Here is a 19,313-nt window from a genome sequence, read left to right on the forward strand (position 1 = left end):
GCGGCCCTCGGCGCGGAATTCCCGCCATTCGCCCGGCCTGTGCTATACTCGGCCTCTCAAGAAGGGAGGACGACGCGATGAACAGACGCGAGATGTTGGCCCTGACAGTCGGGGCGATGACGGCGGGAGGTGCGTTGGGAGGCGCGCGGCCCGTGCAGGCCGAGGCGGTGATGGGCGATGGCGGGCTCTATCAGCAGCCCTTCTTCCACGAGGGCTTTCTCGATCTGGGAGAGGACCTTCAGGAGGCCGCCGATCAGGGCAAGGGGCTTCTGGTGCTCTTCGAGCAGCGCGGCTGCCCCTATTGCCGCGAGATGCATCTGGTGAATTTCGAGCGGCCCGAGATCACCGGGCTGATCGAGAAGAGCTACATGGTCGTGCAGCTCGATCTCTGGGGTGCGCGCGAGGTCACCGATTTCGACGGCGAGGCGCTGGAAGAGCGCGCGCTGGCGCAGAAATGGGCGGTGAACTTCACGCCGACGCAGGTGCTGATCCCGGCGGCGAGCGCAGGCGCGCAATCCGTGCGCGAGGCCGAAGCCTTCAGAATGCCGGGCTATTTCAAGCCCTTCCACCATCTGTCGGGGCTCGAATACGTGGCCAGCGGCGCTTATGCCGATCAGCCGTTCCAGCGCTTCCTGCAGGACAAGTTCTCGGAACTCAGCGCGAAGGGCATCGACCCGGACGTCTGGTAAGGCCCAAATTAAAACGGCCCGCGCGATTGCACGGGCCGTCTCATACCGTCACACGGGCTCAGCTTACGCGAGCGCGAGGTTACCTGCCGACTGGCGGCCGTCACGGCCGGTTTCCAGATCGTAGGTCACTTTCTGACCGTCATCGAGACGCTGGATGCCAGCGCGCTCAACGGCGGAGATGTGAAGGAAGATGTCTTTGCCGCCATCGTTCGGTGCGATGAAGCCATAACCCTTGGTGCTATTGAACCATTTCACGGTGCCTTCGGCCATCGTGAGTCTCCTATTAAATTATGCTGCCTGCGAAATGCGTCAGCTCGGCGTAGTCAGTTCTTGAAAGCAAACTGAAGCCGTAAGGAGACAGTGCATCTGGGAATCAAACGTAGCGAGAGAAGACATAAGGCGAAAGGGCCCTAATTGCAATGATCAAAGCATCTGAGGGGGTTGCACGGCACTGCGATCGGCGCAATTCGGCGCCCTCCCGCCGGGCTGTGAAAACATGCAAAAAATATATGAGATTTCGGACCTTTGCCCGCCTCGCCCGCGTTACCTCCAATGAACAGGCGAGATCTTCGACCACTGAAGACGCAGGAGGACCCCCATGACAGCAGCCCCGCTCGGCCCCGGCCAGCTCAACGCAATCGACCATGGCGGCTCGGGTCGGCCCGTGGTCCTGATCCACGGCTGGCCGCTCTCGGGCAAGGCGTGGGAGAAACAAGTCCCCGCCCTGATCGCTGCCGGTCACCGCGTCATCACCTATGACCGTCGCGGCTTCGGTCTCGCGGAAAAACCCACCGAAGGATTCGATTACGACACGCTCGCCGCCGATCTCGATGCGATCCTCACCGCGATGGATCTGCATGACGTGACGCTGGTGGGCTTCTCGATGGGCGGCGGCGAAGTCGCGCGCTACATCCGCAACCACGGCGAGGACAGGCTGCGCGCTGCCGTCTTCGCCTCCGCCGTGACGCCCTGCCTGATGCAGGGCGAGAGCAATCCCGACGGCCCGCTGACCAAGGAGGCCGCAGCCGAGATGGAACAGGGGCTGCGCGACGGGCGCGAGGCGTTCTTCCCGCAATTCGTCAAGGCTTTCTACAGCGTCGACGGCGATCTCAAGGCCTCTGCCGAGGACTGCGAACAGGCGGTGACGCTGTGCCACCAGTCCGACCAGAGCGCAGCACTTGGCTGCATGGAGGCGTTCGGCACCACCGATTTCCGCGAGGATCTGGAGGCAGTGCGCGTGCCCGTTCTGGTGATCCACGGCGACAGCGACGCGATCGTGCCGCTCGAAGGCTCCGGCGCGCTGACTTACAAGGCGATCCCCGACAGCCAGCTTTTCATCATCAAGGGCGCACCGCATGGCTGCAACGTGACCCATTCGGATGAGTTCAACATCGCGCTGCTTGAGTTCCTGAAGTAACGCCACCCGCTGTCCCGGCCTGCGATCCCTTGCGGGCCGGGTGTTTTTTGCCTAGCGTGTTCATGTTTTGTTTCCACTTGACCCGCTGCCGCACCGATGACCACGCCCCACCCGTTTCCCCTGCGCGAAGGCCGCACCCATGAGGTCTGCGGCATCGGCGCCACGAGCTTCGCCTGCGCGGTCTGCGCCAGCACCACGGGGCCGATCCTCTGGGTGAACGAACGCCATCGCCGCGAGGGACTCAATCCGCGCGGGCTGGTGAGCTTCTTCAACCCGGCGCGGCTTCTGCTGGCGCGCGGCAAGGATCAGACCGACACGCTCGCGGTGATGGAAGAGGCGCTGCGCGACGGCTCGGTGCCGCTGGTGATCGGGGAATTGCCGCGCGAGATCGGGCTGACGGCCGGGCGGCGGCTGCAACTGGCCGCCAAGGAGGGCCGCGCGACGGGGCTGTGCCTGATCCTGCCCGATGGCGGCTCGAACGCGGCGGAGACGCGCTGGCACGCGATGCCCGTCTACGACAAGCTGCTGCGCGAGGGGGTGGACTCGCCCCGGCTGCGCTGGCGGCAGCTGAAGAACAAATCCGGCCCCTGCCGCGCCTGGGAGGTGGAGTGGAACGCGAAGACCCGCGCGCCCGAGATCCTCTCGGTCAATGACTGCGCACCCTCGAGCGTGCCGGTGTAGACCCGCGGCTCAGAGGTCGAGCTTATCCTCGATCGCGCCGATCTGAGCGACGGGATCGACGGGCCACTGGCTGATATTCTGCAAGCCGCGATCCTCAAGCACCTCGCTGCCCGGATGATCCGCCAGCCACGCCTCGATCTGCGCATCCCGCGCGCGCAGAAGGGCCGCGAATTGCGGACGGTAGAGCGTGACCATTCCGCTCAGCCACAGGTTCACCGCCCAGTTCGGATGCGCCAGTTCGATCGCGAAATGATCGAGCAGCCGGATCATGTCCTCGGCGCGGTAGAGGCATTCATCCGTGACCCAGCGATTGGTGGTAAAAATGCGGATCGCCCGGCCCTTCGCATCCACGCTGATCGCGCCGATATGGACGAAGCGCGCAGCCGTATCCTCGGGGATCTTCGCACCGGGCAGGTCCCACGGCTCCAGCCCCGGAATGATCCCTTCGGGGCGCATGAACAGGTGGAAATGCCCGTTCTCCCCCTCGGCCATCTCGCGCGCGTCATGGGCGTGGTAGAAATAGTGGCAATGCGTCTCGGTATCGAAGACATCGCCCTGCGGATAGCGCGACCAAACAAGGAAATCCCCCTGCCCGCGCAGCACTTCCGAGACGACGCTCATCCCCGATTTCGCCAGCACCGTCTCGCATTCGAGCACGGTCTCGGCCGCGTCATGCATCTCTTCGAGGCGCGCACGCGGCAGCCCCTCGATCCCGGGATTGGCGATGCGCAGCGTGGGCGCGGGCGTCGCCGGGTTGGCGCTGTCGGGTGACATCTCGGAGGGCGTTTCGGGTCGGGTCATCGGTCTCTCCTCATGCGAACGGGGCCAGCCTAGGCGCTGACCCCGTCCTTGTCATCGCGACATCTGCGCTCAGAGCGGCTCCATGCCGAGCATTTCACGCACAGCCGGTTCGCGCGAGGTCTTCAGACCGACCTGACGGCCTTCCTCAATGGCGATCTCGTTCGGCACGCCTTTCGACGCGCGATAGAGCGCCCACATCGCGCCCACCCGGTTCGAGCTCTCGCAATGCAGCAGGATCGGATAGTTCGCCGGGTCTTCGACGATCTTCGCGAATTCGGCGACCTGCGCCTCGGTCGGCGCCTTGGTCGGCACGGAGATCTGGATGTAGTTCATCCCGGCCTTCTGCACGAGATCGCCCTCGTTCGGCGCGCCCTCGTCGGGCTTGAGCAGGCTCACGACGGTCTTGAAGCCGAGCATCTTGAGCATCGGAATGCCCGTCGGGTCGATGAAGCCACCGGTGCCGACATAGGGCGTCGCGCGCAGGTAGTTGTCGACGATCGGGGGCATCTTGTCGCCATAGGGCGCCTGCGTTGCCTTGACCGTGGTGTCATAGGGCCCGCTGGCCATCGGCGCCGCGTCGCTGCCCGCATCCGCAGCCTTCGCCGCCGAGGGCGCACAGGGGTTCGCCGCAGCCGGTGCGCAAGGGTTGGCGGCCGCCGGGGCGCAGGGGTTGGCCGGCGCACAGGGGTTCGTCACAGCCGGAGCGCAGGGGTTGGTCGCCTGCGCGCTGGAGGTGGCGGGAACGGCGGCGCTCATCGCGACCGCAGTCACCGGCACCATCGCGGCGCGCAGCAGGCTCTTGCGTTTCTTATGCAGTTTCATGGACTTTTTCCTCCCTAGAATTTCGTCCGTATTACAAACCGTTACCCGCGCGCATCTGCCGATGCGGACGTCAGGGCGAACTCGTCGGCCTCGTCATCCGGGGCGCAGACCTCTTCGGCGGTGAACGGACCGCCGCGCGACCGCTCGAGGATCGTGCCGAGGCGGAAGCCCACGGCGGCGATGATGATCAGCGCCAGCAGGATCACCCATTCCGGCAGCCCGAAGAGCTGCGGTAGGGTCTGTGCCGTCGGCCCCTGACCTGCGAGGTAGAAATCCTTGATCGGGTCGAAGACCCAGGCGAAGACCGAGGTGCCGAGCACCATGCCGATCACGAAGACCACCGCGTCGATCCGGCCCGAGGCCACACCGACGACGGACGTGCCCGGGCAATAGCCGCCCACGGCAAAGCCCGCGCCGATGAAGACGCCGCCCAGCAGGATCGCCCAGAAGAAGAGCGTCGGGATGAAGACCGCGGCCGGGCCCATCCAGCCCATCGTCCGCAGCACGTAAAGCCCCACGGCGCAGACGATCACGGCGGTGAACATCACCTTGAAGACCGAGAAGTCGCGCAGGGTGAACTGCCCCGTCAGCTTGCGCGGAGAACCGAAGCCCGCCGCCTCCAGCGCGTAGCCGAAGAGAATGCCCGACAGGAGGCCCGAGGCTATGCCGCTATCGTAAAGAGGGATGCTCATTGCCAGATCCTCCGCATCATCATGGAGACGGCGAAGCCCGCCGCGAAGAAGCCGATCAGGAAGACGAAGCCCGCCACGGCGAGCGTAGCACTACCCGACAGGCCCAGACCCGAGGTGCAGCCGCGCGCCAGACGCGCGCCGAAGCCGACGAGCGCGCCGCCCAGCAGCGCATAAACGAGGCGATTGCCGCTCGTGGTGCGCGGGCCGCGCTCCACCTTGACCGAAATCCGGCCCGCGCCTTTCGCGCCGAGCCACGCCCCGATCAGGACGCCGACCACTTCCCAGGTGATCCAGCTCAGAAGCGGGCTACCCGCCGCCATGAAGGGGCCGAAATAGGAATTGTCTGCGGTCGCCTGCGGGGCGACCCAGTCATTGGCCTGTGCCGCGAAGCGGGTCACGAAGCCGGATGCGCCGAGCCCATGCCCGGTCACGACGAAGGTCAACAGCAACGCCAAGCCGAGCGCGGTGCCGGCGGCGAGCGGTGACCAAAATGCTTTGGGTGCGTCTCTCATGAAAGCCTCCCTTCCTCCCATGATCATATTCATAGGTGATGATACAAATCGCCAAAGCCGTTTCAACTTTTTTCAGCGCCGCGATGCGGCAAATGACATAAACTCGGGAAGCGCCCTGCCCGCTCCACCGGGAAAATTATGTAAAGACAAAGCCTTGCCCCAACCCGCCACCGCCTTCACCGCGACGATTGACCGCGACACTCGCTGCCAAACGGCGCAGGAAGGCGCGCCCCTCTTCCCCTATTGGAGCTTCACCAAGCCGGTCATCGCCGCGCTCGCGCTGATCCTCGAGGCCGAGGGGCGGCTCGAATTAGACACGCCGCTCGATCTGCCGGAGCTGCCCGAAGGCTGCACGCTCGCCCATCTGCTCGATCACAGCGCGGGCCTGCCCGATTACGGCTCCCTGCCCGCCTATCACGCGGATGTCGCGGCGGGACGCGCGCCGTGGCCGCGCGATCTGCTGGTGACGCGGGTGCTGGCACAGCGTGCGCCATTTCCGCCGGGCGATGGATGGAATTACTCCAATCTCGGCTACATGCTCGCCCGCGAGGTGATCGAAGGCGCGGCGGCGATGGGCCTTGCGGAACTGGTGCAAGAGCGGATCGCGGGGCCTCTGGAGCTGGAGAGTGTCCGGCTCGCCCAAACGCCCGCCGATTTTGCCGCACTTCACTGGCCCGAGGCGCGCGACTACCACCCCGGCTGGGTCTATCACCGCACGCTGATCGGCACGGCGGGCGATGCCGCGCGGCTGTTGCACGGGCTGGGCGGGCTGCTGCCCAAAGCCTCATTCGCGCGCATGACCGCCTGCCGCGAGTTGGGAGGCGCACTGTCCAACCGCCCCTGGACACGGCATGGGTACGGGCTGGGGCTGATGTGCGGCGACTGGGGCGATATGCGTGTCTTCGGCCATTCCGGCGCAGGGCCGTTCAGCTCCAACGCCGTCTATCACTCCCGAGAGACCGGCCGCACCGCCGCCGCCTTCACGCATGGCCCCTTCGAGGGACCGGCGGAACAGACCGTGGCAAAAGCCCTGCTCGCGGAGTGAGTGAGACCTGCCCGGTGTGACCAACACCGGGCAGCGCCCGACCTCCCCCCGGGAGGGCGCTTTTGCAGCCAGACTGCGCGCATCAGCGTCGGAGGTGTGAGGCGCGATAAAGCGAAGACCACCGAGACCGTGCCTGCGCCCACCCGAGGTCGGGCGCTCCCCTCATCGCCAAAAAGAAAGGCGGCAACCACCGTCGCCGCCTCTCCCACGATACCGTGAAATCCGATCTCACACGCCGCTGTCGAAGGGCTCGAACGCCTCGGCGCGGGCACGCTTCCAGCGCTTGAGATAGCCGAAGCGGTCGTCATCCTCGCGCAGGAGGAACCCTTCGGGCATATAGTGATAGATCTCGTCGCCCACTTTGAAATCGCGCTCGCGGTCGCGCACCAGCAGGTGATGCGGCAGGAACTGCCCCGGATGGGTGAGCCCCGCGGCCCCCGTCATCTCGGCCAGCGCCTTCATCGTGTTGCGGTGGAAATTGGCCACGCGCTGCGACTTCTCAGGCACCACCAGCGCGCGCTGACGGATCGGGTCCTGCGTGGTCACCCCGGTCGGGCATTTATTCGTGTGGCACGACTGCGCCTGAATGCAGCCGATCGAGAACATGAAGCCGCGCGCCGAGTTCGCCCAATCCGCCCCGATCGCCAGAACCTTGGCGATATGGAAAGCGGTGACGACCTTGCCCGAGGCCCCGATCTTCACCTGATCGCGCAGCCCCGCCCCGCGCAGCGTGTTGTGCACGAAGCTGAGACCTTCGACGAGCGGGAAGCCCATGTGATTGGCGAATTCCAGAGGGGCCGCGCCGGTGCCGCCCTCCTTGCCGTCGACCACGATGAAATCGGGGGTAATGCCGGTCTCCAGCATCGCCTTGACGATGCACATGAATTCGCGGCGGTGACCGACGCAGAGCTTGAAGCCCACCGGCTTGCCGCCCGACAGCTCGCGCAGCTGGCCGATGAATTCCATCATCTCCAGCGGGGTCGAGAAAGCGGAATGCGAGGCGGGCGAGATGCAGTCGCGATCCATCGGAATGTCGCGCGCCTCGGCGATCTCGGGGGTGATCTTGGCCGCGGGCAACATGCCGCCATGGCCCGGCTTCGCGCCCTGGCTCAGCTTCAGCTCGATCATCTTGACCTGAGGGTCCTGCGCGCGCTTGGCGAATTTCTCAGGATTGAAGCTGCCATCATGGTTGCGGCAGCCGAAATAGCCCGAGCCGACCTCGTAGATCAGATCGCCGCCCTCACGGTGATAGCGCGAGATACCTCCCTCGCCCGTGTCATGCGCGAACCCGCCCATCTTCGCGCCCTTGTTGAGCGCCGTGATCGCATTGGCCGACAGCGCCCCGAAGGACATGGCCGAGATATTGTAGATCGACGCCTTGTAGGGCTGCTTGCACGCCTCCCCGCCGATCTCGACGCGGAAATCGCTATCCTCGATATGGCGCGGCTTCACCGAATGGGTGATCCACTGATAGCCCGATTCCGAGACGCGGATACGGGTGCCGAAGGGTTTGGCATCCTCGATATCCTTGGCGCGCTGATAGACAATCGTGCGCGTCGCGCGGGAGAACGGAATGTCTTCGTCGTCCCCCTCAATCAGATATTGGCGGATCTCGGGGCGGATTTCCTCGAAGAAGAACCGCAGATGGCCGAGGATCGGATAGTTCCGGGTGATCGCGTGCTTGGTCTGGATCAGATCGTGGATCCCGACCAGCGTCAGGAAACCGAAGAGGATCGCGGCGACCAGAAACCAATCCGTGAGGATCAAGCCGGAAAGCGCGCCGAGGGTCAGCAGCGCTGACAGGACGAGCGGAGAAAACCGAATAAAACGCGTGAACATGCCCCCTCCCGCGGGGTTTTTTTATCGTGTGTTCTTATGCACGCCCACTCTAGCGCGCGCGGGTTCTATGTCGAAGAACAATTACGCCCGCAACCCCGGATCGGGCCCGGATCGGACCAGATCGCGGCCTCCAGCGCGTCGAGCCCGTCGGTCAGCGCGGCAGGCCCGGGTTGGAGGATCAGGGTCGATTTGACCTCGTGCAGCCGGTTTCGCGCAACAGCCGGAACGTCCTGCCAGCCTGGCCTTGCGGAAACTTTCTCGGGGCGGAACTTCTTGCCGCACCACGACCCCACGATGACCTCGGGCGCGGCGTTGATCACTTGTTCGGGAGTGACGATGCGATGCTTGGCTTTGCCCTCTTTCGCCAGGTCGGCGAAGACGTCGCGCCCGCCCGCGATCTCGATCAGCTCCGACACCCAGCCCACGGCAGAGATCAGCGGTTCGTCCCATTCCTCGAACCAGACGCGCGGACGGCTCGGGCGCGGCTTCGCGGCGATCTCCGCCAGACGCGTCTCGTAACCCGCGGCGAGCAGCTCCGCCCGCTCGGTGCAGCCCACCAGCGCGCCCACCGTGCAGATCATGTCGAGGATACCCGCGACCGAGCGTTGGTTGAACGCATGAACCGCCACACCCTCGCGCACCAGCCCCGCGACGATATCGGCCTGAAGGTCGGAGAAGGTCAGAACGAGGTCCGGCTTCAGCGCGAGAATCTTCGGCAGATCGGCGGAGATGAAGGCCGAGACGCGCGGCTTTTCCTGACGCACCCGTTTTGGCCGCACCGCGTAGCCCGAGACGCCGACGATGCGCGCGTCCTCACCCAGAAGATAGAGCGTTTCGATCGTCTCCTCGGTCAGGCAGACGATGCGCTCGGCCGGAAATGCCATCAGCCCCCCAAGGTGGAAAGCGGTTGAAAAACGGGACCTTCCGGCGTGACCTTAAAGTGTGCGCGGATGTGGAAGACCTCGGCCAGAAGCGTCTCGGTCAGCACCTCGCCGGGCGCACCGTCCGCGACCAGCCGCCCGCGATCCATCACCCAAAGCCGGGTGCAATGGCGCGCGGCCAGCCCCAGATCATGCAGCGAGGTGACCACCGCGCCGCCCGCCTGCGCATGGGCTGTGAAGACCTGCATCGTCGCGATCTGCGCCGCCGGATCGAGCCCTGCAATGGGTTCGTCGGCGAGGATCAGCGGGCTTTCCTGCGCGAGCGCCCGCGCGATCAGCACCCGCGCCTGCTCGCCGCCCGAGAGCTGCGTGGCGGCACGATCGCGGTAAGTGTCGAGCCCCATCCGGCGCAGCGCCTCCTCCACCGCAGCCGCCCCGCGCGTCGCCTGATCGCGGCCATGCGGCAGCCGCCCCAGCGCCACCAGATCGGCGACCGACAGCCCCCAGGCGATCTCGCGCGCCTGCGGCAGCCACGCCGCCGCCCGCGCCCGCGCCATCGGGTCGAGCGCAGAAAGCGAGCTGTCCCCGCGATGCGACAAGAGCCCCATCGCGCCCCGCAGCAGCGAGGTCTTGCCCGCACCATTGGGCCCGATCAGCCCGATCACCTCGCCCGGCCCGACCTGCGCCGAGACGCGATCGACCACCGGACATTCGCCGCGCAGAACGGTGAGGTTTTCCAGCTTCAGCATCAGCCCTCGCGCCCCATTTTGCGGATCATCGACAGGAAGAACGGCGCGCCGACCAGCGCGGTCAACACGCCCAGTTTCAGGTCGCGCTCGGGTGCGATCACCCGCGTCGCGATATCGGCCAGCGTCAGCATCGCCGCGCCGCCAAGCGCCGAAGCCGGCAACAGCCGCGACGGCCGCGCGCCCACGGATTTGCGCAACAGATGCGGCACGACGAGGCCGACGAAGCCGATCGCCCCTGCGACAGCCGTGGCCGCACCGACCATCAGCGCCGTGCCGAAGACGATCTGAAGCCGCAGCCTTTTCAAGGAGATACCCATCGAAGCTGCAGCATCTTCCCCAAGGCTCAGCGCATCCAGCCCGGCGCCCGCGCGCAGCAGGATCAGCGCGCCCACGATCAGGAACGGCAGCGCCAGCGCCACATGGGTCATCGAGCGATCGGCGAGCGAGCCCATCATCCAGAACACGATCTCGGCCGCGGCATAGGGCGACGGCGCGAGGTTCAGCACCAGCGCGGTCGCCGCCGCCGCCAGCGCCGAGACCGCGATCCCCGCGAGGATCAGCACCAGCGCCCGGCCCTCGCGTCCCGCAAGGATCAGGATCAGCGCGACGGCCACGCCAGCTCCGGCCAGTGCGGCCAGCGGCAGGGCCAGCGCGAAGAGCGCGTAAAGCCCGGTCTGGATCGCGATCACCGCGCCAAGCGCCGCCCCTGCAGAGGTGCCGATCAGCCCCGGCTCGGCCAGCGGATTGCGCAGGAAGCCCTGCATCGCGGCGCCCGACAGCCCCAGCGCGGCACCGACGCCGATCCCGAGGATCGCGCGCGGCAGGCGCAACTCGCGCATCACCAGCCCTGCGGCACCATCGCCGGAAATCAGCGCGGAGAGGCCGTGAAGCGGCGAGATGCCTGACGGCCCGATCAGCAGCGAGGCTGCGAACAGCACCGCACAAAGGATAGAGAGAAGGATGAGGATCGTGCGATAACTCATTGCGTCAGCTTCTCTTTCTCGATTTTACGTCCGAGCTTTGCCAGCGTCTCCACCGCATTCAGCATCGCGGGCGCGCCGCAGGTCCAGCTTGCATCGCGCAGGCCCCGCACGACCGGCAGATCGCGCAGCACCGGATGCGCCAGCACCTCCTGCGCGCGGCTCGTACCGGTGCGGCCTTGCGAGCCGCCGACGACGACCAGATCGGGGCGATCCATCACCAGATCTTCCAGCGGCAACCGCCCGCCCCAGTCGAGCCCCGGCCCGCTGACGACATTCTGAAACCCTGCCATTTCAAGGATTTGCCCTTCAAGGGTCCGCGGCCCGTAGCCATAGCCCGAGGGCCCGATGATCGCAGCTTTCAGCCCCGGCGCGGGTGTCTTGATCGCCGCCAGCCGCGCATCGAAATCCGCGAGCATTTTCGCCGCGCGATCGGGGTGGCCGAGCAGCTTGCCCATCGTCTCGATCCGGCCGCGGATCTCGGGCAGCGAGGTACCGGGCGGCAGTTGCTCGACCCGAATCCCGAGCGTGCGCAACATGCGGATCGTGTCCGGGTTCGACCATGTGTCGGCCAGAACGAGATCGGGGTGCAGAATCGAAATGTCCTCGGCACGACCGTGGTTTACGGGTAGTTCTTCAGCCTGCTTCCAATGCACAGACATCGACGGATCGGTCGCGAAATGACTGACCGAGACGATCTGCGACGGATCGGCTAGCGCCAGCGCCAACTGATCCGTGCAAAGGTTCATGGACACGACCCGCGCAGGCTCCTCCGCCCATGCGGAGGAGGTCGCCGCCAAGGCGGCGAAAAGGGCGACGCAAACCGCCCCTTTCAGATCAGAACCGCGCACGCAGCCCCACATAGGCGGCGCGACCCGAGGTGCCGTAGCCCGGCCAGAGCTGGTAATCGGTGTCGGTCAGGTTCTCGATGCGCAGATAGGCCTCTTTGTCATTGCCCAGATCGTAAGTCATCTGCGCATTCAGCAGGCCGTAATCGGGCTGGCTCTGACGATCGGTGACCACGCGCATATCGGCGGCGAGCGTGAGCCTGTCAGTCACCTGCGCGTCGATCCCGGCGGTCAGCGTATGCCGCCCGAAGGCCGAGTTCCACGTCGAGCCGGCAGAGAGACCGTCGGGGTTCTTCGAGTCCAGATAGGTATAGCCGAGGCTGTAATTGACCTTGTTGGAGATCGGCCCCTTCAGGCCCAGCTCCAGACCCTGCCGTTTGGCGGTGCCCGAGGTCTGGTAATAGCTGTAGGTCGCGTTGCTGTAGTCGATCAGGTCCTTCACCTCGATATGGAACAGCGTCGCGGTCAGCTTATGCGCACCGAAATCACGCTCGACGCCCAGATCGTAGCTCAGCGATTTCTCGGGCTTGAGATCGGGATTGCCCGCATAGCCGTCATAAAGCTCGTAGCCCGACGGCGCGCGGAACCCGTTGCCCACCGAAGCGCGGACGAGGGTCGCGGCATCGGCCTGCCAGGTGACGCCCAGACGGCCCGTGGTGTTGCCGCCGAAATCCGAGTGATCGTCATGGCGCGCCGAGGCGATCACGTTCACCCCGTCCATCGGCGAGAAGGCATATTCGCCGAAGACGCCCGTATCCGCGGTCAGGACATCGCCCGTGACATAGGTGCCGGTATAGGTTTCCAGCGTGCGATCCGCCCCGAAGGTCAGCCGCCCCGGCCCGAGATCGGTCGAGGCTTTCCAGACGAGTTTGCGGCGCTTGCCCTCGTAGCCATAGTCATAGACCGGATACCAGCGCGAGGTCGTGTAATAGGTCAGGCCAAGCTCGTGATCAAGCGGACCGGTCGTGAATTCGGCGAAGAGACGCCCGCCCCGCTCCTTGTGGATCGTGTATTCGTTGCTGTCCGTGGGCGGCGAGCTGAAGCCGTTATCGAACTCGCCCCGGTCGTTCTGCGCAAACCCGTTGAAGCCGATCAGCAGGTTGTCGGAGATGCGCTTTTGCGCGCGCAGGCTCACGCGGTCAGCGCGGTAGCCGTCTTTCTCGGTATTGCCGTTTTTCTTGTCGGCCGCCGAGAAGCCTGCGGTGTAGACTTTCGACAGCTGGATCGCGAGCTCGTCATCGCCCTTCTTCCAGCCGAAGTTATAGGCCGCATTCGCGGTCTGGTAGGAGCCGAGCTCAACCTTGACGCTTTGGCTCACGCCATCCTCGGTCGGGCGCGGCGTGTCGAGGTTGATCACACCGGCGACCGCCTGCCCGCCATAGACCGCCGATTGCGAGCCGCGCATGATCTCGACCCGGTCGTAGTTGAACGTGTTGAACCGGCCCAGATCGGGCAGCACCTGCGTCGCGGAGGGATCGGAGACGTCGATGCCATCCACCAGAACCTTCACGTAGTTCTGCGACACGCCGCGAATGGTGAAGCCGGTCTGCGCGCCCATTGGGCCGCGCGACAGGATGCCGACGCCCGGCGATTGCGCGATCAGATTGGCAAGGCGCGTCTCGCCCGAACGCTCCATATCCTTGCGCGAGAGCACAGTGACCGCCTGTCCGGTCTTGTCCGCAGATTGCGGCTCGAGCGCGCCGTAATAGATCACGATCTCATCGAGTTGGTAAGGTTGGCTGTCTTGCGCAAGCGCGGGGCCTGCCAGCGCGGTGGTGAGCATCAGGCCCATGGTCAAACGGGTGCGGATCATATCCAATTCCCTCGTATCGCGACTCTGCGGTCGCGTGAACTTCGTATCGTAAGTCTTTGGAAATTAGGAATTTCCGCCGACGGTGAGAATGTCACCACTGACGGAAGACCGCCTCCGCTGCGCGCCCCGCACAGGCAGAAAGGATGAGCGCCTCGGCAGGTCTCCTGGCTCGCGGGTCTTGGTTTCGGCTGGCCTTCCCGGGTTTCCCCAGTGGCTCAGTCAGCCGTCACTCGCCGCTCACAGTTGCGGGGGCAGCCCCGGAATGAATGCACGCATCGCACCGGGTTCCCTTTTCATCCGCCAAGGCGGAACCGAAGTGCCCCTGCTGTGCCGCGCGCGCCGCAGTCTGTCAAGAAAATTTCAACTCTCGACGGCGGCTCTGCTGCGCCGGTTGAACCGGATCGAGGACAGCAGCGCCAGCCCGATCAGCCCCGCCCCGATCAGCCCGGTAATCACCTCGGGCACTTCCACCAGCGTCTGCGCGAACATGACGACCGAGAGGATCAGGATCGACCAGAAGGCGCCGTTCTCGAGATAGCGGAATTCGCTCAGCGTGTTGCGCTCCACCAGCATCAGCGTCATCGAGCGCACATACATCGCGCCGATCCCCAGACCGATCGCGATCAGGAACAGGTTCTGGGTCAGTGCGAAGGCCCCGATCACCCCGTCGAAACTGAAGGACGCGTCGAGCACTTCGAGATAGAGGAACGCACCGAGGCCCGCCTTCGCCGTCTCGGCGGCGATATTCGTCCGGTCGAGCACGTGGCTCAGGACTTCGACACCCAGGAAGGTCGCAAGCCCGCAGATGGAGGCGAACATGAAATCGTCCTCGCGCCCTTCCGGCAAGATCCAGGTGAAGACCAGAATGACGAGCAGCACGAGGCCGATCTCGAGCCCGCGGATCGAGGCGAGCGAGCGCAACCGGCATTCGAGCGTGCGGATCCAGTCGACCTCCTTGCCCTCATCGATGAAATAGGTGAGCGCGACCATCATCAGGAAGGCCCCGCCGAAGCCCGCGATCGACAGATGCGCGTCCTCGATGATCTCGGCATATTCGGCCGGGTGTTTCGCGGCCAGTTGAACCGCTTCCCACGGCCCGATGCCGGCGGCGACCACGACGATCAGCAGCGGGAACAGGATACGCATCCCGAAGACCGCGATCAGGATACCCCAGGTCAGGAAGCGACGCTGCCATTTCGGCGTCATCTGGTGCAGCTTGTTGGCGTTGACGATGGCGTTGTCGAAGCTCAGCGAGATTTCCAGCACGGCGAGTACCGCCGTGATCATCAGGAAAGAGACCGCGCCGCCAAGCCCGCCGGTCTGGGTGAACCCCAGCGCGAAAGACCCGACCAGCCCCGCAACGGTGACGGCGATGGCCCAGGAGAAATAACGATACATGATGGTCATGCTGGCTCCGGCTGCATGGGGCCTCACTTAGGCTCCGCCCCCTCTCTTCGCAAGGGAGCGCGCCGTCAGAGTTGATCGCTGTGACCCGGCGAGCGCGGATCAAGGCGGCGGGATACGCGCCGCGAGACGCGGAAGCCGCGCCTCGGATCAAGCCCGCTACAGCCCTGCCTCGTCGAGCCAGCCCATGATCCGGGCCTTGTTCACCCCGAGATCGGATCTGCCGTAGACGAGATGACCGCGGATTTGCAGCGTGTTGCCCTCGACCCAAAGCGTGGTGACGTCGGGAAAGCCCCAGAAGGCAGAGCGGGTGACATAGGCCGCATGCCCCTCATCGACGCTGCCCGCGACGTGCTTGGTGCGCGCGGTGGCGCGGATGATCTTGTCGAGCGCGGCCATCTGCGCCAGCGGGTCGGCCACCTCGCGCGCGGCCTGAAACCCGCCCGTCTCGGGGTGATCGCCGGGCGCTTTCGCCAAACCTTCGATCTTGTAGCGCGCAGGGTCGATCGAGGCGAAGCGCACCCAGCCATCGGCCACGGCCACCACGGCCAGCCCGAGCGCGAGGATCGTCACGGCCCGGCTCATTCCGCGCCCTCCCGCAGCCCCCAACCGGCCAGCGCGATCAGCTCGGTCGCGACATGCGCGCCCGCGATGGCCGTCACGCCGGTCGGATCGTAGGGCGGAGAGACCTCGACCACATCGCCGCCGATCAGTTTGATACCCTTCAGCCCGCGCAACAGCTCTGCCGCCTGCCAGCTGGCCAGACCGCCCCAGACCGGCGTGCCGGTACCGGGCGCGAAAGCCGGGTCCAGACCGTCGATATCGAAGGTGACGTAGCAGGGCCGCTCGCCCACCACCGCGCGAATGCGCTCCAGCGTGGCCGCTACACCCTCGCGATGCACCGAAGGCGCATCAACGATCGTCACGCCCAGCGTATCGGGATTGTCGGTGCGGATACCGACCGAGACCGTGTTCTCGGCCTTCACCACGCCCGACTTGATCGCCTTATACAGGAACGTGCCGTGGTCGATCCGGTCCATATCGTCATCGGCCCAGGTGTCGGAATGGGCGTCGAACTGAATGAGCGCGATCTCCCCATGGGCGGCAGCCGCCGCGCGCAGGATCGGCAGGGTGATGAAGTGATCGCCGCCCAGCGTGATCGGCACGACGCCCGCCCCGAAGATCGCGCCCAGATGCGCCTCGATCCGGCCCGGCACTTCCGGCACATTGGCATAGTCGAAGGGCATGTCACCGTAATCGACGATGGCGAGTTCAGAGAACGGGTCATAGCCCCAGCCATAGGGCGCGTCGAACGCCTGCAGCGTCGAGGCCTCGCGGATCGCACGCGGCCCGAAGCGCGTGCCGGGACGGTTCGTCACCGCCTGATCGAAGGGGATGCCGGTCACGGCGATCTGCGCACCCGCGAGATCTTTGGTGTAACGCCGCCGCAGGAAGCTGGTGGCCCCGCCGAAGGTGTTCTCGAAGCTCAGGCCACGTGCCTCTGCCCGCGTAAAAGCCTGATCCACTTGGGTTTTCGCATCTTCCAGAGCCATGACCGCCCCTCCTTTTCGCCCGCGAAATCTGCGCCAGCCCTCGCGGGAGGTCAAGCTGCCGTGCATCTATGTGGAGAGGGCCGCGCCCGACCTCGGGTGGGCGCTGGACGCGCTCTGTGGCTTGTCGCTTTATCTCGCAAGCCCGAATGACGCGTGGGCCCGCGCTGACATCGCCAACGCGCCCTCCCGGGGGGAGGGTCGGGCGCGGCCCGGGGCTGGTCGCCCCGGGCGATCTCAGACCTGAACGCCGCCCCCCTCACTCCGGCTGGCAAATCTCTCCGCGCAGGATCGCAAGCCCCGTGCGCCAGACGAGCCCCACGATCACCACGGCAAGGATCGCGAGGAACGCCACCGCCATGCGCAGATGCGGGTCGGAATGGGCGTATTCGGCATGCAGGAAGGTCGCGATGGTCAGCGCCGCGATGGGGAAGCTCAGCGCCCAGAAGCTCATCGCGAAGGGCAGCCGCAGGATGCGCGGCAGCTGCACCGCAACGAGCGCCGCGAAGACATAGGCCAGCGACAGCAGGATATGCGCGAAAGGATCGACGCCCTGCCCGACCCCGGCCCCGGGCACGATCTGCTCGCCGGTCAGGCGCAGCCACGCGATGAAGGCCACCGCGGGCGGCGCGATCAGGATCACCAGCGTCGGCTGCAGCTTGCTCGGCAGGGGGTCGTGGAAGATCAACCGGTTGAACACCAGCGTCAGCAGCACGAGCCAGAACAGCATCCCGGCCGAGAAGAACAGCCAGCTGATCTCGATGAAACCGAGCTGCGCGCCCGCCACCGGCACGATCACATTGCCCACCGCCGGGATGAACCATGCCGGGTTCAGCTGCCCGTGTTTGAAACTGCGCGTCCCGATCCAGTTGGTCACGACCGCGAGCGTCATGATTCCCTGCAGGGTCGTGCCCGCCAGCCACAGCAGGAGGGCAAGCGAGGTCGAGACCGTCAGCGCCCCGGTTGCCAGCAGCAGCAGCGAAATCGCGACGGTCGGGAAGAAGGCCAGCCGGATCGGGTGATGCCATTCCGCACTCACGCCCTGCGGGTGCTTCAGCGCCTTGGCGAGATAGAAGACCGAGATCAGCACGAAGACCACGACAGTCACCGCGAAACTCACCTGATAGGGCAACGGCCCGAGCCCGAGCGGCTTGGACGCCGCGCGCAGCGCCAGCGTGAAGCCCCCGAGCCCCATCGTCGTCGCATAGAAGGTGATCGGAAAATGCTCGAGCCGGCTATGCGCGGCACTCGATTCAGCCAGACTGCTCATCTTGCCCTCCCCGTGGGAATCGCCGCCCACGCCCGAAATGGCCGCTCCGCGACGGATCAGATCGCCCGCGCAGCGCCGGATCGGCCGGACCGAATGACACGACGGGCAACATCTCTCATTTACTCACGCGCCCGTGTTTGAGGAGTCTGACAAATGGACGCATTCGCCGCGCCGGGTGCCGCGCGTGGCTCCGTCCAGCGGATATTGCCCCCCGGCAGATCCCCGCTGGAGCCCGCCTCTCTGTGTGACGAAAATTTTCGAGGAACGTGACATAGGTCAAACCTGCGACGTAAACTTACCTATATCACCGCTTCGTGAGCTGGAGGAGTTACGATGCGTCTGACCACACGAACCAATCTCGCGATGCGCGTGCTGATGTTCTGCGCGGTCAATCCGCATCGAACCGTGCGCAAACACGAGATCGCGGAGGCCTGTAACGCGTCCGAGAACCATCTCGCGCAGGTCATCAACACACTCGCGCGCGAGAATTTCATCACCACCCTGCGCGGCCGCGCCGGCGGGATGCAGCTTGCCCGCCCGCCCGAAGAGATCGGCGTGGGCAAGGTTCTGCGCGCCTTCGAGGCCGCCCTGCCCTTCGCCGAATGTTTCGACACCGAGACCAACACCTGCCCGCTGCGCGATGCATGCCTGTTCCGCGATGCGCTGCGCGAGGCGCTCGAGGCTTTCTACGGGACGCTCGACCGCAAGACCCTCGCCGATCTGGTCGACAACAACACCGCGCTGGAAGCGATGCTCAGCCTTCAGGGCCTGCAGTCGCTCTCGATCTGCGCCACGGCACGCGCCGCGGAATAACCGCCGCATAGAGGCCGCGCCGATTGGTCCACATTTCTGACGCATTCCCGTGCACAGCGGTGTTTCCGTTGCGGCAACGTCACAGTTTTATGACACCCGATCACGGCAAAGCGACCAGAATTCAGTTTCGCTTGACCCCCCCTTTCGCCAGCGAGAGCCTGTGGCTACTTGTCGCAGTAACGGGACACTCCCGGCAAAACACGACTCATCACAAGGCTTAGGTCATGCAACAGCAATCGGGCACTCAATCCGGCCAGCAACAGCAAGGCGGCACGAACCGTCCTGGCCAGCAGCAAGGTCAAACGGGTAACACCACCCAACAGAACGGCACCGTATTCGACGATTGGGCGTCGATCTGACGCTCTTTCTCGCGCCGCGATAACAGCGGCGCGCGCAGGCCCCGCGGCCGCAACCCGGCGCGCGCTGCCTGCGAACCGACATCTCCTTCGCGCTGCTCTTGCGTGGCGCGAAGCCCGCTCTCAAACTGCGATGATCCGCCAAGCCGTC

General features: G+C 65.5%; 21 protein-coding genes and 1 riboswitch. Of the genes, 6 read left to right on the forward strand and 15 right to left on the reverse strand.

Annotation, left to right across the window (positions count from 1 at the left end):
- The first annotated feature begins 77 nt into the window (after positions 1-77).
- Positions 78-689 (forward strand): thioredoxin family protein, encoded by a 612-nt coding sequence (locus AC2TZ7_RS14240; RefSeq protein ID WP_489864731.1) that lies wholly within the window; start codon positions 78-80, stop codon positions 687-689.
- Between the two features lie 63 nt (positions 690-752).
- Here the strand turns inward: AC2TZ7_RS14240 and AC2TZ7_RS14245 are convergent, their stop codons facing one another.
- Positions 753-959 carry a cold-shock protein gene (locus AC2TZ7_RS14245; RefSeq protein ID WP_075775053.1) on the reverse strand — a complete coding sequence of 69 codons (207 nt, stop codon included), beginning with the start codon at positions 957-959 and terminating at the stop codon, positions 753-755.
- Between the two features lie 328 nt (positions 960-1,287).
- Between AC2TZ7_RS14245 and AC2TZ7_RS14250 the strand changes: the two genes are divergently transcribed.
- Complete coding sequence (locus AC2TZ7_RS14250) at positions 1,288-2,106, forward strand: alpha/beta fold hydrolase (protein ID WP_489864732.1); 819 nt, start codon at positions 1,288-1,290, stop codon at positions 2,104-2,106.
- Between the two features lie 96 nt (positions 2,107-2,202).
- Positions 2,203-2,787 (forward strand): ImuA family protein, encoded by a 585-nt coding sequence (locus AC2TZ7_RS14255; RefSeq protein WP_489864733.1) that lies wholly within the window; start codon positions 2,203-2,205, stop codon positions 2,785-2,787.
- A gap of 9 nt (positions 2,788-2,796) precedes the next feature.
- Here AC2TZ7_RS14255 and AC2TZ7_RS14260 read toward each other — a convergent pair whose 3' ends face one another.
- The 4 genes from AC2TZ7_RS14260 to AC2TZ7_RS14275 all read right to left on the reverse strand — a co-directional run bounded on the left by AC2TZ7_RS14260 (position 2,797) and on the right by AC2TZ7_RS14275 (position 5,614).
- Entirely contained in the window at positions 2,797-3,588 is a 792-nt protein-coding gene (locus tag AC2TZ7_RS14260) for a DUF6969 family protein (protein WP_098411197.1), read from the reverse strand.
- A 69-nt stretch (positions 3,589-3,657) separates the two neighbouring features.
- The gene (locus AC2TZ7_RS14265; protein WP_083077371.1) at positions 3,658-4,410 is read right to left on the reverse strand and encodes a protein tyrosine phosphatase family protein; all 753 of its coding nucleotides are present in this window, start codon (positions 4,408-4,410) and stop codon (positions 3,658-3,660) included.
- 41 nt (positions 4,411-4,451) lie between these two features.
- Entirely contained in the window at positions 4,452-5,102 is a 651-nt protein-coding gene (locus tag AC2TZ7_RS14270; RefSeq protein ID WP_489864734.1) for a DUF6691 family protein, read from the reverse strand.
- Positions 5,099-5,614, reverse strand: coding sequence for a YeeE/YedE thiosulfate transporter family protein (locus AC2TZ7_RS14275; protein ID WP_078540566.1), 516 nt, complete (start codon positions 5,612-5,614; stop codon positions 5,099-5,101). The genes AC2TZ7_RS14270 and AC2TZ7_RS14275 overlap by 4 nt, the downstream gene beginning before the upstream one ends.
- A 154-nt stretch (positions 5,615-5,768) precedes the next feature.
- On the opposite strand from AC2TZ7_RS14275, the gene AC2TZ7_RS14280 reads away from it, so the two are divergent.
- Positions 5,769-6,659, forward strand: coding sequence for a serine hydrolase domain-containing protein (locus tag AC2TZ7_RS14280; RefSeq protein WP_489864735.1), 891 nt, complete (start codon positions 5,769-5,771; stop codon positions 6,657-6,659).
- A 228-nt stretch (positions 6,660-6,887) separates the two neighbouring features.
- Here the strand turns inward: AC2TZ7_RS14280 and AC2TZ7_RS14285 are convergent, their stop codons facing one another.
- The 10 genes from AC2TZ7_RS14285 to AC2TZ7_RS14330 all read right to left on the reverse strand — a co-directional run bounded on the left by AC2TZ7_RS14285 (position 6,888) and on the right by AC2TZ7_RS14330 (position 17,993).
- Complete coding sequence (locus AC2TZ7_RS14285) at positions 6,888-8,498, reverse strand: FMN-binding glutamate synthase family protein (protein ID WP_098411199.1); 1,611 nt, start codon at positions 8,496-8,498, stop codon at positions 6,888-6,890.
- A gap of 65 nt (positions 8,499-8,563) precedes the next feature.
- Positions 8,564-9,382 (reverse strand): cobalamin-binding protein, encoded by an 819-nt coding sequence (locus AC2TZ7_RS14290; protein WP_489864736.1) that lies wholly within the window; start codon positions 9,380-9,382, stop codon positions 8,564-8,566.
- Positions 9,382-10,128, reverse strand: coding sequence for an ABC transporter ATP-binding protein (locus AC2TZ7_RS14295; protein WP_489864737.1), 747 nt, complete (start codon positions 10,126-10,128; stop codon positions 9,382-9,384). Before AC2TZ7_RS14295 ends, AC2TZ7_RS14290 begins: the two co-directional genes overlap by 1 nt.
- The gene (locus AC2TZ7_RS14300) at positions 10,128-11,111 is read right to left on the reverse strand and encodes a FecCD family ABC transporter permease (RefSeq protein ID WP_489864738.1); all 984 of its coding nucleotides are present in this window, start codon (positions 11,109-11,111) and stop codon (positions 10,128-10,130) included. Before AC2TZ7_RS14300 ends, AC2TZ7_RS14295 begins: the two co-directional genes overlap by 1 nt.
- Positions 11,108-11,857, reverse strand: coding sequence for an ABC transporter substrate-binding protein (locus AC2TZ7_RS14305; RefSeq protein WP_489864739.1), 750 nt, complete (start codon positions 11,855-11,857; stop codon positions 11,108-11,110). The genes AC2TZ7_RS14300 and AC2TZ7_RS14305 overlap by 4 nt, the downstream gene beginning before the upstream one ends.
- Before the next feature lie 88 nt (positions 11,858-11,945).
- On the reverse strand, positions 11,946-13,769 hold the full coding sequence (locus AC2TZ7_RS14310) for a TonB-dependent receptor plug domain-containing protein (RefSeq protein WP_489864740.1): 1,824 nt from the start codon (positions 13,767-13,769) through the stop codon (positions 11,946-11,948).
- Between the two features lie 137 nt (positions 13,770-13,906).
- Positions 13,907-14,100: riboswitch (cobalamin riboswitch) on the reverse strand.
- A gap of 29 nt (positions 14,101-14,129) precedes the next feature.
- Entirely contained in the window at positions 14,130-15,176 is a 1,047-nt protein-coding gene (locus tag AC2TZ7_RS14315; RefSeq protein ID WP_489864741.1) for a DUF475 domain-containing protein, read from the reverse strand.
- 156 nt (positions 15,177-15,332) lie between these two features.
- Complete coding sequence (locus AC2TZ7_RS14320; protein ID WP_489864742.1) at positions 15,333-15,758, reverse strand: DUF1499 domain-containing protein; 426 nt, start codon at positions 15,756-15,758, stop codon at positions 15,333-15,335.
- Positions 15,755-16,726: an agmatinase gene (gene speB / locus AC2TZ7_RS14325; RefSeq protein WP_489864743.1), complete on the reverse strand. Its 972-nt coding sequence runs from the start codon at positions 16,724-16,726 to the stop codon at positions 15,755-15,757. The genes AC2TZ7_RS14320 and speB overlap by 4 nt, the downstream gene beginning before the upstream one ends.
- A 256-nt stretch (positions 16,727-16,982) precedes the next feature.
- Positions 16,983-17,993: an SLAC1 anion channel family protein gene (locus AC2TZ7_RS14330; protein WP_489864744.1), complete on the reverse strand. Its 1,011-nt coding sequence runs from the start codon at positions 17,991-17,993 to the stop codon at positions 16,983-16,985.
- A 333-nt stretch (positions 17,994-18,326) separates the two neighbouring features.
- Between AC2TZ7_RS14330 and AC2TZ7_RS14335 the strand changes: the two genes are divergently transcribed.
- Together AC2TZ7_RS14335 and AC2TZ7_RS14340 are read left to right on the forward strand one after the other, a co-directional pair.
- Complete coding sequence (locus AC2TZ7_RS14335) at positions 18,327-18,806, forward strand: RrF2 family transcriptional regulator (protein WP_489864745.1); 480 nt, start codon at positions 18,327-18,329, stop codon at positions 18,804-18,806.
- A gap of 224 nt (positions 18,807-19,030) precedes the next feature.
- Positions 19,031-19,165: a hypothetical protein gene (locus tag AC2TZ7_RS14340; RefSeq protein ID WP_489864746.1), complete on the forward strand. Its 135-nt coding sequence runs from the start codon at positions 19,031-19,033 to the stop codon at positions 19,163-19,165.
- The last annotated feature ends 148 nt before the right edge of the window (positions 19,166-19,313 follow it).

The organism is Thioclava sp. ISO4 (genome assembly GCF_058105145.1).

Bases quoted from the DNA above. Each gene is read 5' to 3' on its own strand.
- AC2TZ7_RS14335 (WP_489864745.1), top strand. From the start codon at position 18,327: ATGCGTCTGACCACACGAACCAATCTCGCGATGCGCGTGCTGATGTTC.
- AC2TZ7_RS14315 (WP_489864741.1), bottom strand. From the start codon at position 15,176: ATGACCATCATGTATCGTTATTTCTCCTGGGCCATCGCCGTCACCGTT.
- AC2TZ7_RS14240 (WP_489864731.1), top strand. From the start codon at position 78: ATGAACAGACGCGAGATGTTGGCCCTGACAGTCGGGGCGATGACGGCG.
- speB (WP_489864743.1), bottom strand. From the start codon at position 16,726: ATGGCTCTGGAAGATGCGAAAACCCAAGTGGATCAGGCTTTTACGCGG.
- AC2TZ7_RS14270 (WP_489864734.1), bottom strand. From the start codon at position 5,102: ATGAGCATCCCTCTTTACGATAGCGGCATAGCCTCGGGCCTCCTGTCG.
- AC2TZ7_RS14255 (WP_489864733.1), top strand. From the start codon at position 2,203: ATGACCACGCCCCACCCGTTTCCCCTGCGCGAAGGCCGCACCCATGAG.
- AC2TZ7_RS14265 (WP_083077371.1), bottom strand. From the start codon at position 4,410: ATGAAACTGCATAAGAAACGCAAGAGCCTGCTGCGCGCCGCGATGGTG.
- AC2TZ7_RS14295 (WP_489864737.1), bottom strand. From the start codon at position 10,128: ATGCTGAAGCTGGAAAACCTCACCGTTCTGCGCGGCGAATGTCCGGTG.
- AC2TZ7_RS14340 (WP_489864746.1), top strand. From the start codon at position 19,031: ATGCAACAGCAATCGGGCACTCAATCCGGCCAGCAACAGCAAGGCGGC.
- AC2TZ7_RS14250 (WP_489864732.1), top strand. From the start codon at position 1,288: ATGACAGCAGCCCCGCTCGGCCCCGGCCAGCTCAACGCAATCGACCAT.
- AC2TZ7_RS14300 (WP_489864738.1), bottom strand. From the start codon at position 11,111: ATGAGTTATCGCACGATCCTCATCCTTCTCTCTATCCTTTGTGCGGTG.
- AC2TZ7_RS14290 (WP_489864736.1), bottom strand. From the start codon at position 9,382: ATGGCATTTCCGGCCGAGCGCATCGTCTGCCTGACCGAGGAGACGATC.
- AC2TZ7_RS14245 (WP_075775053.1), bottom strand. From the start codon at position 959: ATGGCCGAAGGCACCGTGAAATGGTTCAATAGCACCAAGGGTTATGGC.
- AC2TZ7_RS14330 (WP_489864744.1), bottom strand. From the start codon at position 17,993: ATGAGCAGTCTGGCTGAATCGAGTGCCGCGCATAGCCGGCTCGAGCAT.
- AC2TZ7_RS14285 (WP_098411199.1), bottom strand. From the start codon at position 8,498: ATGTTCACGCGTTTTATTCGGTTTTCTCCGCTCGTCCTGTCAGCGCTG.
- AC2TZ7_RS14260 (WP_098411197.1), bottom strand. From the start codon at position 3,588: ATGACCCGACCCGAAACGCCCTCCGAGATGTCACCCGACAGCGCCAAC.
- AC2TZ7_RS14305 (WP_489864739.1), bottom strand. From the start codon at position 11,857: ATGAACCTTTGCACGGATCAGTTGGCGCTGGCGCTAGCCGATCCGTCG.
- AC2TZ7_RS14320 (WP_489864742.1), bottom strand. From the start codon at position 15,758: ATGAGCCGGGCCGTGACGATCCTCGCGCTCGGGCTGGCCGTGGTGGCC.
- AC2TZ7_RS14275 (WP_078540566.1), bottom strand. From the start codon at position 5,614: ATGAGAGACGCACCCAAAGCATTTTGGTCACCGCTCGCCGCCGGCACC.
- AC2TZ7_RS14310 (WP_489864740.1), bottom strand. From the start codon at position 13,769: ATGATCCGCACCCGTTTGACCATGGGCCTGATGCTCACCACCGCGCTG.